Consider the following 12,555-nt stretch of genomic DNA (forward strand, 5'->3'; position numbering starts at 1 on the left):
TTTACCCATTTGTTTAACGCCTTCACTGGCGAGGATTTTCTATGCAAAAAATTGGTGATATACCGAATACGCGTGCGGACAGTAATGGTGAATTTACTGACGGCAATGTTGCGGGTGGAGTGCCGCCAACGATATTACCTGCAGAGTGGTTGAATACTATTCAGCGCGAATTAATTAACATCTTAGCGGCCGCTGATATTGAGCCAGACAGCGATCAATTCGATCAGGTCGCCACTGCTGTCTCTAAATTAATCACTGACGGCGGCTTTTTAAAAACAGTCAATAACCTTGTGGAAATTAAAAACGCCGGTGCTGTCGCGCTTGCGACTACTCTCGCCAACCTTGGTTTAAGCGACGTTGCACATTTACCGCAATTAACGGGCGTAGTGGGTACCTCCCGTAATGCAAAGATGAGCGTTACGGCTGCATCTGCAACGGCTACTTTCACCGCTGATGAGTTAATAGTGCAAACGGCATTAGGTGGACGCCAATACAAGCTGAGCAATTTCAATAAAACAATTAACCTTGCGGCCATCGGCGCTGGCGGCATGGACACTGGCACCGCTCCGACAGCTGGCTTTGTCGCGCTATATGCGATCTATAATCCCACAACTCAAGCATCAGCATTACTTGCAGTTAATGCTACGTCAGTGCTAGCCCCAGAAGTATATTCTGGCGCAAATATGCCAGCTGGTTACACGGCGTCTGCGCTGGTCAGTGTGTGGCGAACTGCAAGCAGTCAATTCACTATTGGTTACCAGTTAGATAGGAATGTTTCATTCCCTAGGATCACAGTACTAACAACGACAACGGGAACGACTCCGCTATTGCCGATAAACATGCCAAATTACATACCCATAAATGCTAAATATTGCAGCGTAGATGGCGCACTGGGAACATCGACTAACGGTGTTGTTGGAATGGCATTTTCCTCATCCATTTCAGGGATCGGCTGGAGAGCAAGCGCTATGACAACTACGGCGGGTTATGGGTCTACTTATGTAGCCATGAATATTCCAATAATTACCACGCAAACCATTTATTACTCAGCTAATGCAACGGTTGGTACTTTGAGTAATTTTGCGTCTAATTTAGTTGACTATGTATTTTAACTGGAGAGTTGTATGGATATTTTATATGTGCAATTTTCTGATGAAACAGAAACGGTAATTGTTAGCTGGTTCTGTTGCCAACAATCACCGGAATATTATCCTTTCTTAGGTGAGGTTTATGCGAATGACCTAAGATATATTACATATTTTGAATCTCTTCCTGAGTGGTTAAAACCACTATTGCCTCAACCTATATATCTGTAGGTTTACCGGGCAGAAATGCCCGGTTATTATTTGAAAATATTACCATGCATCTTAAGGTATTCAATGCCAAATTGATGCGATGAGTAATCAGTTAAATGTGACCAATCCCTATACACTGGATAGCCATTAATGTCAGTTTTACATACCCCATATGAGCATTGTAAATCATACATGTTTATTAAAATCAAGGAGGGAAATTTATTTTTTAACCGTAAAAACATATTATCAATCCAAATCCTATATTCGTCATTTTTATAATTACTATCGAAATCACAGGTGGATTTTAATAATCCTCTTGATTTGTATTTTTTCATCACACAAGAGTTTTGCTGTATTTTTGCCAGATAGAATGGATTTTGATTTTTATAAGCGTCAAAAATCCCAATGATAATAATTGGTTTAGCGTTGCTATTAATTATTTTAGTTATGGAGCTTTCAAGGCCTTTCTCTAGTTTTTCCTTTGCTTCGCTGGTGTTGGCGTGATTTTCATTACTAATATATCTCCCCCACGTTTGACTTATAATTACATACTGATAAAACCCTTTTTTGATTTTATTGTAATTTTCATTAGTTCTATTTGTACATATATTTTTTTCAGATTGGTCATCACCTTCTACAGCTAAGCATCCACCAAGTGAACTTGATTCTAGTGATATATCATTATCTTTAATGATAGATTTCAAAAACTGCCAAGAATGATCAGAGTATGAGTCTCCCATGACAATCGCGGATTTTTTTGCACCTTCATTAAAGTGACAATTAAGCATTATTAGACTTAAATTCTCTACATTGCATTCATTTCTTATTCTATCCATCCAATTGTATTGAATCGTTTTATTATGAACCAAGTTCATATAGCTGCTACCTAATCGCGATGGAATGCCACTAGTAGCTTTACTTTTATGGTTCAGTGTGGATACAAGGATATATGGTATTAGCACTAAAACTACTAAAGTTTTCCAGAAGGATAATGAGTTTTTTCTTCTGAAAAAAGTCTCAACATAACGATAAGAGACAATAGCAAGTAAGAATGATAAAAGTAACGCTAATGAAATAACGCTCCATGTTTCTTTTATACTTAAGTTTCTAATAAATGCCAGTACCGGCCAATGCCAAATATAAAGAGAGTATGATATCAACCCAATGAATACTATTGGTTTTATCGATAATATTTTTGTTGCAAATCCTTTGTTTTTTGAACCACCCAAATATATTAAAATGGCAGAGCTTAAACAAACGAGTAGTGCATATTTATTTGGGTAGAATTCCAAGATTCCATCACTAACCCCGATAGAAACAATGATTACAATGCAACAAAGCCCAATAATCGAGTTTAACCACTGCGGAATTCTGTCAACCTTCAACACTCCAATAACAGCTAAAGACGAACCAATGAGCATTTCAAAAATACGACCTGAAAAACTATAGTAATACTTCAGTGAGTTTTTATCGTTAAAAACAAAAGATAGTTTTTTTATTCCATCTAATTGTATTGAAACTGATCCGAAATGAATTCCTATTATCATCAATGCTGTGAATGGTAATATCCAATATGCCCATTTTTTAATGTTAAGTAATTTAAAAAATAAAAACATTAAAAAAGGAAGCAATAAATACCATTGCCACTCAACAGATAATGACCACGTATGCAACAAAGGCATAATGCTTACATCATCTGTAAAATATCCATTATTCAAATTGGAGAAGTAATTGTTTGATAAAAATGAAGATGCGTATCTTAGACTGTTGGTATACTTTAAATAATCATCAGGAAGATATGTTAGTGTAGTTATTATTGTTACTACAATTATTAAAGCTATGAAAACAGGCTGTAATCTCCATAATCTTCTTTTGAAAAAATCAACAAAAGAAAAATCACCCTTTTCTAATCCATTTTTTATACCTAATGTTATCAAATATCCTGATATTACAAAAAAAACATCTACACCAACAAATCCAGAATTAACACCGAATATTTTAGCATGAAAGAATAAAACAAGTATTACAGCTACGGCCCTTAATCCATCAATATCAGGTCGGTATTTGGGGTGCGACAAATGAGGGGTGATTTCTTTCATTGTTTTTTTAATGCCTTTTCAAATCGCTAAAATTTTATTTATTTATGAAGTTATGTAATGCAATACTAAGCGACTAGCTACGACTCTTCAAGGCTTTCCAACTACGTCTAAGGTTGAAACCAATCATCAGCGCTTTCCCACGTTTCTTGCAAAATATCCTGAATCACTTCTTTGTCGTGAGGCAGCCTACCTAACACGCTCCACCCGTGGATCAGCGTCTTCAGATGCCAGAAGTTGACGTTATGGAGCCACCGTTAGCTGAAATGTAAAACACAAAACCGGGCTTAATCGCCCGGTCTGATTTTTTTAATTCTACAGTTAGTATTAGAAGTTATATTTAATTCCTAACATCACTGCCGTATCGCTGTAACCTTTATTGCCTACTTGCTGTCCAACATTACCCCAGACATTCAGTTGCTTATCCAATTGCCCCTCAACGCCCACTTTTACTTCTGCAACATTTGCTGCACCGTCTTGTTTCACGGTCACGCCATCCATAGTAGTACCAAAATCTTTAGTATTGTGGATCCAATTTGCTTCAATAAACGGCTGGAATACACGGTCTTTACCTTTATCCTGATCGCTGTAGCCGTTCATAAAGGCTTTTACACCCAAGCGGGTCTGAATATTACCATCACCTTCTCCAGACACATTCGTTCCGTTGGCTTCTTTATGGTCGTCAGCTTTCACACCCATCCAGGTAACTTGTGCTTTAGGCTGAATGAAGTAGGTGGCATTCTTAGCGGCATTTTCACCCACTTTAAAGGTATAACCACTTTCGACAGAAGCTGTTACCCCTTTGGATTTGTATTCTTCAGCAGCTAAGTTCTGGCCTTCAACGTTATTGTTGAACCAACTGTATTGCACCCAACTGTCGACATACAGTCCAGATTTATCTTCGTTGTTAGCGTACCAAGTTCCGTATACACCCGCGCTGTAACCGTCGATTGAACCTTTAGCATTGTAGCCGGATATCCGTGAAACAGTTGTACTTTTGCTATTACCATACCCAGCCATAACACCCAGATGGAAGCGGTCCGTTGTATTGCTGCTCCATTGAGCTATATCACCGCCCAATTGCACGACATAACGATTAGCCTGTGTACTCAGTTGGCCTGATGTATCACGAGAGCGGTTGTGACCACCTTCGTTACGTAACCACAGGCTGGTTACTTTACGTTCACCAGTCAGCACATCAATGTACTGGGTTTCACCTAAACGATCATGCAAACGTGTGACGAACATATTATTTGCAGCTGCTAGGTTAGCTGTGTAACTGCTTGCTTCCGGACGTTCTACCATCAGGGATGGTTCAATTGGATCAGTAGGGTCAATTGGATCAGTAGGGTCAACTGGATTAGTAAGGTCAACTGCGTTGGTCAAATACCAGTTACTGGCATTGGTCCCTACCCCCCTAATCAGAGAGTAATCATAAGCTCCTGCCACAATACGACCATTCTTTACGAACTCGCCATCAGATAATCCATTAACCTGAATCAATTCAATGCCATTTAGTGTTGTAGCCCCAGACCCACCCGCATTAGTTACACTGACGAGGGTATTACCAGACGTATTACCCTCTACAATCATTTTATCGGTTATTGAGTTGTCGTCATTTAATTCAGTGTTAAATAGCAAGTTGCCATTGTTGCCGATATAGTCTCCATGCACGGTTAGTACATCACCAGCGACTGGATTTGAAAAGTTAATTGTGCCAGCGTTCGTTAACCCAGCGACATCAGAACTGGCTACCATATTCCAAATAGCGCTATTATCAAGAGTCACCTGACCACCATTACGCGCAAGACCATTCCATTGGGTATTGCTAAGACTAAGATTAGCTTGGCTACCCATACCTGCTTGTATATCACCATTTAAAACCATATCGCTAGCATCGAGATTAACGATACCAAAATTCGTTAGGGCAGCGTCGGTATCTGCATTTATTAATATGCCATTGTTAATAACGCTACTGTTATTTAGTGTGGCATTTATTGTTCCACCGAGAGCATTAAACGTTTTACCATTCTGACTGTGTATATTCACATTTTGCTGATTCATAGTCATAATTGCTTGTGTATTGCTATTCACTGCATCAGCATTATTTCCACTGGTAGTGATATTAGTATTAGTTACATTGACTGTAGTTCCACTATCATTAGCCTGAATAGCATACGCATTGTTACCCACAGTACTGATGTTATTGCCCTGACTATTAATCGAACTGGCAGAGTTTGCCATCATCGCCACAGCACCATTATTGGTGGTGCTGACATCACTACCAGAAATATCAACTTGTCCGCCTAAAACTGCTTGGATAGCAGTATTGTTAGCGCCGAGAGTTTTAACCGATGTTCCTGGATTAATAACGATTCTTCCGCCTGGACCTCTTGCACTCACAGCAGTTGCCTGATGAGTGATAATTTGTGTATTTCCACTCACAGTCGCTAAAGATGAGCCATTACCATTAAGTTCAGAAGATACCAGTGCAGTACCAGCCCCAAAGGTTTCAAGGGTACTGTCGATGATATCGAATTGAGTATTTGCACTATTTGTTGTTTCAACGAAGACCGCAGCTGCAGAGGCACCACTGGTACTGGCGTATGAACCAGTCATGCTCCCCCGAGAACCATTTGCTATTTGTAAAGCACTAGCACTTGAGCCCAGGTAAGCACCTGTTGTTGTCAATGTAGAGTTATTGACAATTACTGAACTATTATTAGCAGCTATGCCCTTACCACCCGCACCTGTTACTGAAACTGTGCTGTTGTTCAGTGTGATTTGGCTATTAGAAACAAGCGATATGCCGGACGCGCTTGTTCCTGAAACCGAAATATTTGCATCATCTAAGTTAACACTGGCTGCGGTTTGAGCATATACTCCGTGTGAGCCAATACCTGTCGTTGTTAATATACTTCCGAGCAGAAAATCAACGCGTGATCCCGTCCCAGAGGCATATAACGCATCGGCGGCATTACCACCAGTAATTAATGTGATACCACCGTCAGCAATTAATATTCCGCCATTTGATACCACCGCAGCATGCCCAGAAAAATCGTTAATCAAGCCACTATCTACAACGGTACCGTCTGGAGTATTAATTGTCGTACCGTTTACTACAATTTGAGCTGAAGAAGTGGTTGTTATTGTCGTTAACGCGATGGCAATCAACGTTTTTTTAAAGATTGGCATGGGGATTTTCTCGATGTAAGTAATTTTTGCAGGATTTAAATTAATAAGTGACGTTGCTTTATCATTAAAATAAATTAATGTTATTTTAATAATGGTTATTAACTCTAATTAATATATGGTGTTGGCAGTTCTTTAATATTATTGTTTTGTATTCTAAATATGTGCATGTTGTTATACTTGATAGTCGCGCATCATACACACTATTGCTAGGCTATCTATATGGGATTTAGCGCCCATTTGCGTAGGATTTTTCCTGTTTTTTTTAAATTTAAGCAAAGTGATAAAATTTCCACTACGAATGTCGATTGGAGTGTGTCTTTATATTAATTTTATTAATTTCAATGAAAACAATATTAGTATGGTAGTGTTGTTGGTATATATCAAGATTGAAGGAAAAAAAATAGAGCAGACTGGATTGATATAGATTTACAGTGCATTTATCTATCGTCATATCAATACGCAGCATAAATTCCCCTTCAACTGTGATAGCGGGTTTTGGTGTTAATGTCCTCAATACCCGATTCGATGTAATCCACGTGCCTCTGTAGTTCGCGGATGAGCTTCTTGGCGGCATCTAAGCGGATTATTACTTGCTGGTCAGGGTAGTTCTCAGGTTCAATCTGCCTGAACCCAGTTAGGGTATCAGTGAAGGATGAGCGCATTATGATGAACTCACCAAAGGCGCTGTGAGCTGTCTCAAATGAAGTCAGTTCCCTCATTCCTGTGAATTCATCTTTAGGATTTCTTGCCATACAAACACCCTTCATTTAACTGTTTGTATATACAGTATTGAATTTTATTTCAGTTGGGAAGTCTTTCTGCAAAACTATTTTTCTTTACTTAATAATCATATAGTTACGATAGCTGGTTTTGCTAAGAAAAATGAAATAAAAAAGCCAGAAACCACTTTGGAATCATTTGGTTGCTGGCTTTTGGTCTATCTACTGTTGCGTCATATGGGCTGGTTCGAAGCGGCTGATTTGATTATCAAAGGCACCGAAGGCGCTATTCAGGCTAAGACAGTGACTTACGATTTCGAACGTCTGATGGACGGCGCTAAACTGTTGAAATGCAGCGAATTTGGCGACGCCATTATTCAGCATATGTAATTGCATATTGAGTGCAATATCTCACGGAGGCTTCGGCTTCCGTGTGTTCTTAATGCCCGCCTAACTGCCCCTGAAAAACCTTTCTGCATTTGTACGAATAGTCTGCCAGCACCCGAACAGCCGAATTAATCCAGCTATGACCCCGGATCATCATTAACTGAATATGAAGTGCCTGAGTTCGCTGGCACTACATGGGAGGATAGTGGGTTGTATGCACTGGTTCTCAATCATTACTGTAATACGTAAAAATAATAAGAATCATTATCAACATGGAGTAAACAAATAAGATAATTTCATTGATTACGAAAACTAATGAATCAATGATTGGGGCGGCTATTGCAAGTGATTAAAAGCAATGCTCGTATCGTCCATCACTTTGGGGGGCGACTAATCAAGGAGGAAGTTACGATGGAATATATTTTAAGCTTATTGTTATTTAGTGCGATTCCGGTATCTCAGGGCCCTATGGTTCAACCATGTAATTCATCCACCATGTTGGAGGCACGTTGTATTGTTGATGAATTAGGGCCAGATGTTGGCTCTGATGAGTATAAACGCTGCCAAGCTAGAGGCGGATGCAATTATCATTAAAGAGTACGAAGCTTCCCTATTGTGGGAGGCCATCGAATCGATACTTTTGCACAATTTGAGATACAAATAGCGCATGCGTTAATCCATGATGTTTGAACATCTTCTTTGTCTACATTGGGGACGGAACCCCAATGTAGACTTATTGCATTTGAAAAGGTTATGTAGTGCTAATGCCTATATATATATGGGCTTCCTCCGGACTTTTATAAGCCTCAAAATCAGTAAGGAAGCTACGACTTATCTTGGGGTGTTTCTCAAAATAAGACCAGATATTAGACCAAGTGTGAATAATCGCATCGGGCATGACCCCTTTGGCTTCAAAAACGAGATATTCTCCAGCTTCAATGGCAATGTTTTCAAAATCGCTGTTTGGCTTATCAACAGATACGCCAATGGTTAAATCATAGAAGCCGGTAGCGTCAGATTCATAAGCCGAGTAAACGCCAAAAATAGGAGAGTCTGGTAGTCGTGTTGTGATACGTTCTGCCACCCCCTCTGAATAGAATTGTGTCCATAGCCCTGGGATTCTTGCACTTTTGGAATTGAATTCATTGATATTTTTTGTACGTACACAAAGCCCCGCCACACAGAAGCATTTTATATATTCAGACTTCGGTTTCATAATGATTATCTTCCAATGTAAATTGGGATTATATCCTAAATTGACGCTAGGATTTTTGATTAAAAATCGTAAGAAAAATCACAGTAACTATAATTATTGATGCTAATAATTAAACATCGCAGATTCTTCTGACATGTTAAGCATATGGGAAGTATGTTTTTATTAGGCGGTGTTGAATGCGATATTAACAATAGCATATTCGTTGGTTTGAAAAATGCAACGTCAGACGGTTCGTGCCATAAGCCAGAGGGAATTTGTTTTTATCGCCCACAAAGCGCGACGAAGTCGATGTTAGCTTACCTTGCCATTTCGGCCTATGGGGCCCCGAACAAGAATTTGTGATATGGGATATTTCCCCAAGCATAGGCTATCAATGTTAAGGGAGGCTTAAGAGTTGAGTTTGTTTGAAAAGCATAAGGCCAAGCTTAATTGGCCAGCCTAATCATGCATGTAGCAAGTGATTTTCGCGTTAACTGGATCTGCAAGAATGGACTGTTCTATATAGATTCGCTGATAACTCTCGATACAAGAAAATTCCTACAAAAATAGGCTTGGTCTCTGATATTAAAAATCAACAGAAAGGCAATAATGTACTTATAAAATAATACACAGTCCTTGGTGAGAAGCATCACGGCTCTGTTTTTCGTCGTATCTAGCCATTATTGATTTTGTGTGGTTTATAACCACATATGGATATATGAATGAAACAGCAACTTGTTAAATTAACTGTATTATCTTCTTTGATTTTTAGCATTGCTACGGCATATGCCGCGCCCCCTGTCGCTGAATTGAAAGTAAAAGGCACACTTAAAGTCCCTACATGCGATGTCAGTGCGCCTGATAATGGTATTTATAATTTCGGTAAGATAAGTTCAACTAAAGTGTCCAGTTCTGGTGTTGCGAATTTAACTCCAATGACTAAAAACTGGGTCGTCACATGTGATGCAACAACCTATTTGAATATAAAACCGACAGATAACCGCGATGACTCTATGTATCCACCAAGCACAAGTACTTATGGCTTAGGTATGGTGAATAGCACTGGAAAAATAGGCAGTTACACGCTTGTTTTACAAAATGCTTTAGTCGATGGGATTTCATCAAAATTATTTAGTGCTTCAACTGGAACCTTTACCGCTGTCACAGCAGCAACGCTGTATAAGAATGGTCAATCTACGGGTTGGGCATCTGCGGATAATACTCAGTCAGCGGGTAGAGTCTTCAGTGCAGATATTATCGTTAGCCCTATGTTAGCACCGACTTACATAATGAAGGGTCCTATTACGGAAGATACTGAACTCGATGGGTCAGTAACACTAAACTTTGCCTTTGGCATCTAAGAACAAACGTTACCGTATTTTAAGGCTCACTTCGGTGGGCTTTTTGCATTTGAAGGATAGGGAATTACAGGTTTTAGTCTGTCTGAAAACGATCGGCGGGAATGATTCCCGCCATCTAATAATTATGTCTATACAAAAGGCGGCTCATTTCTTAAGACTTTATCAATAACATTGAGTACTCCTGCGTCATTATTTGATCCAGCCTGATATTTTGCTAATTTTTTAATTCTATCGGGAGCATTTGCCATGGCATGGCTGAAACCGGCGTATTGCAACATTTCAACATCATTACCGCCATCACCAAAAGTGACGACCTCTTCGTCTTTCACTCCCCAAATATTTTGCAGCAACTTGATCCCATTAGCTTTGTGAACCCCTGGGATTATTAAGTCAACAGAGCCATGCCCGCTGGATACTGGCGTCACAATACCGGCTAATTCATGTTCAACGAACGTCATAAAATCGGCTAATTTCTCGTCAGGTAAACTTATGGCGAATTTAAAGGCAGGTTTTGTAACTTGTTTAAAATCATCAATGATTTCGAGACGATGATAGTATTGACTCATCATGGTGTAGAAGCTTTGATCCGATGAAGTGAGCATATGTGCCCCTTCTTTACCGCAAAGAATCACATCCAGATAGGGGATTGGATGCAGTGTTTTTAATACGTTATCGCAATCATCACGACTGATCTCGCCACAAAAAACTTCAGTATTCTGATTGCTTACATAGGCACCATTCTCAGCAACAAAAGCGATTTCATGTGCAATGTCAGGAAAAAATGAAATTAACTGATAATATTGATTACCGCTGGCGACAACAAATTTTATGCCACGTTCTTTTAATTGTGAATATTGCGCACTGAATCTCTTCCGATCAAAACTCATCTGATCGTTGAGGAAGGTTCCATCCATGTCGACAGCAATAATTTTGATGCTCATCTCGTTCTCCTCTTTCACAAACTTTAAATAAAACCGATAGAAGATATCTTGGCATAACTTTTCTAAAAAAAAGCTAGCATACTTCTGCTAGCCGGTAAATTTACCTACTCAGTTGCACTTTAAATTTATTAAAATATTAAGGTTAAAATTCCACGAGCTTTATCTCGATAGAATCACGATTAGTCATGGGTGTATTTCAACTTAAAAGCTCCGATTGCGATAATTAGGAATGTCAGCGAAACGATTGAAAATGCGATATAAAGATCCGTTAAATGGGCAATAAAACCGATCAATGCAGGGCCACCTAACACACCGAAATAACCCATCGTAGCGACCATCGCAACAGACATATTGACGGGCATGACTTTCTCCTGACTTGCTAGGGTTATGAGTACTGGGACAATATTTGCGGCCCCAACGCCAACCAGAGCAAAGCCAAGCAGGGTGAACCGCCAGTCAGAGAAAATGACGGCAATGGCATAACCCATCATGGCAAAAATACTGCTGATAATCAGGACATGTTTGCGGCCTAACAGGCTGACAACTCTGTCGCCCGTAAAACGCATTACCGACATGGTGCCACCGAATATTGCAAATCCCCAACCAGCGTGGGCGACATCTAGGCTACGATCATTTGTCAGGAATACGCCACCCCAATCCAATACTGCACCTTCTGCCATGAAACATATCATGCACATTAGAGCCATTAAGTAGAGCCTAAAATTCGGCCGAGGTTTTGTTGTCACGCTCTCACTCGGCTCTTTATGATCACCAAAAGGAATTAACTCGTTAAATACAACAGAGGTGATAATTGCGATCACGGCAACCGCTATAAGTGTTACGGTTAAGGGCGCTAAGCCAATGGTAAACAGTACTGCACCACCTCCCGCACCCGCAATTGACCCGACACTAAATAAGCAGTGAAAACCTGACATAAGGGGCTTATCGGAAGATTGTTCAACCATAGAACCTTGAACATTGACGGCAACATCAACCAAACCAATACCAGCACCAAAAAAGAACAGGCAAAGTGCCATTAAGGGAAATTGGTCAATAATGGCCAATGTGGGTAGAAAAAAGCAGGTTAGTGCGATACCCAAGAGCATTATCTTTTTACAACCAAAACGGCCGATTAGCTTTCCTGAAAAAAGCATCGCGAGCAGTGAGCCAGTACCTAAGCAGAGTAGCAACATGCCCAATGAACCCGCATCGAAATGAAGCCTCTTTTGCGCGTAAGGTACTAGAGATGCCCAAAGGCCCATTGCAAAGCCAGCGACGAAGAAAATCGCTCTGGTGGCGGCTCGTTTAGCCTGAGAATCTAAAGGGTAGCAGAGGGCGGAGGTAGACATTCAGTAATGACCTTACT

The 12,555-nt window shown here is 39.9% G+C and carries 10 protein-coding genes and 2 pseudogenes; 5 read left to right on the plus strand and 7 right to left on the minus strand.

From position 1 onward, the window contains the following. Nucleotides 1-41 precede the first annotated feature (41 nt). The gene (locus BN68_RS24550) at nt 42-1,112 is read left to right on the plus strand and encodes a hypothetical protein (protein ID WP_019209691.1); all 1,071 of its coding nucleotides are present in this window, start codon (nt 42-44) and stop codon (nt 1,110-1,112) included. A 12-nt stretch (nt 1,113-1,124) separates the two neighbouring features. Further along, the gene (locus tag BN68_RS23825) at nt 1,125-1,316 is read left to right on the plus strand and encodes a hypothetical protein (RefSeq protein WP_155965356.1); all 192 of its coding nucleotides are present in this window, start codon (nt 1,125-1,127) and stop codon (nt 1,314-1,316) included. Nucleotides 1,317-1,342: 26 nt separating this feature from the next. Here BN68_RS23825 and BN68_RS03130 read toward each other — a convergent pair whose 3' ends face one another. The 4 genes and pseudogenes from BN68_RS03130 to BN68_RS03140 all read right to left on the minus strand — a co-directional run bounded on the left by BN68_RS03130 (nt 1,343) and on the right by BN68_RS03140 (nt 7,338). Further along, nucleotides 1,343-3,394, minus strand: a complete 2,052-nt coding sequence (locus BN68_RS03130) for an acyltransferase family protein (protein ID WP_019209692.1) — start codon at nt 3,392-3,394, stop codon at nt 1,343-1,345. A gap of 107 nt (nt 3,395-3,501) precedes the next feature. Continuing rightward, nucleotides 3,502-3,603 (minus strand): annotated as a pseudogene (locus BN68_RS23155) (DinI-like family protein); the annotation flags it as partial. Between the two features lie 115 nt (nt 3,604-3,718). Beyond that, the gene (locus tag BN68_RS03135; RefSeq protein ID WP_019209693.1) at nt 3,719-6,586 is read right to left on the minus strand and encodes an autotransporter outer membrane beta-barrel domain-containing protein; all 2,868 of its coding nucleotides are present in this window, start codon (nt 6,584-6,586) and stop codon (nt 3,719-3,721) included. A 476-nt stretch (nt 6,587-7,062) separates the two neighbouring features. Further along, a complete protein-coding gene (locus tag BN68_RS03140) occupies nt 7,063-7,338 on the minus strand; it encodes a hypothetical protein (RefSeq protein ID WP_019209694.1) in 276 nt (91 codons plus the stop codon). 189 nt (nt 7,339-7,527) lie between these two features. On the opposite strand from BN68_RS03140, the pseudogene BN68_RS03145 reads away from it, so the two are divergent. Both BN68_RS03145 and BN68_RS03150 read left to right on the plus strand, forming a co-directional pair. Continuing rightward, nucleotides 7,528-7,695, plus strand: a pseudogene (locus BN68_RS03145) (NADP-dependent isocitrate dehydrogenase); the annotation flags it as partial. A 408-nt stretch (nt 7,696-8,103) separates the two neighbouring features. Further along, complete coding sequence (locus tag BN68_RS03150) at nt 8,104-8,286, plus strand: hypothetical protein (RefSeq protein WP_019209696.1); 183 nt, start codon at nt 8,104-8,106, stop codon at nt 8,284-8,286. A 157-nt stretch (nt 8,287-8,443) separates the two neighbouring features. Here BN68_RS03150 and BN68_RS03155 read toward each other — a convergent pair whose 3' ends face one another. Then, entirely contained in the window at nt 8,444-8,908 is a 465-nt protein-coding gene (locus BN68_RS03155) for a GyrI-like domain-containing protein (RefSeq protein ID WP_019209697.1), read from the minus strand. 701 nt (nt 8,909-9,609) lie between these two features. On the opposite strand from BN68_RS03155, the gene BN68_RS03160 reads away from it, so the two are divergent. Next, the gene (locus tag BN68_RS03160) at nt 9,610-10,248 is read left to right on the plus strand and encodes a DUF1120 domain-containing protein (protein ID WP_019209698.1); all 639 of its coding nucleotides are present in this window, start codon (nt 9,610-9,612) and stop codon (nt 10,246-10,248) included. A 128-nt stretch (nt 10,249-10,376) separates the two neighbouring features. Here the strand turns inward: BN68_RS03160 and BN68_RS03165 are convergent, their stop codons facing one another. Next, nucleotides 10,377-11,189, minus strand: a complete 813-nt coding sequence (locus BN68_RS03165; protein ID WP_019209699.1) for a Cof-type HAD-IIB family hydrolase — start codon at nt 11,187-11,189, stop codon at nt 10,377-10,379. Nucleotides 11,190-11,368: 179 nt separating this feature from the next. Beyond that, nucleotides 11,369-12,538 (minus strand): MFS transporter, encoded by a 1,170-nt coding sequence (locus BN68_RS03170; RefSeq protein ID WP_019209700.1) that lies wholly within the window; start codon nt 12,536-12,538, stop codon nt 11,369-11,371. Nucleotides 12,539-12,555: the final 17 nt, after the last annotated feature.

This window comes from Yersinia massiliensis CCUG 53443, from assembly GCF_000312485.1.
GTDB classification, from domain to species: Bacteria; Pseudomonadota; Gammaproteobacteria; order Enterobacterales; family Enterobacteriaceae; genus Yersinia; species Yersinia massiliensis.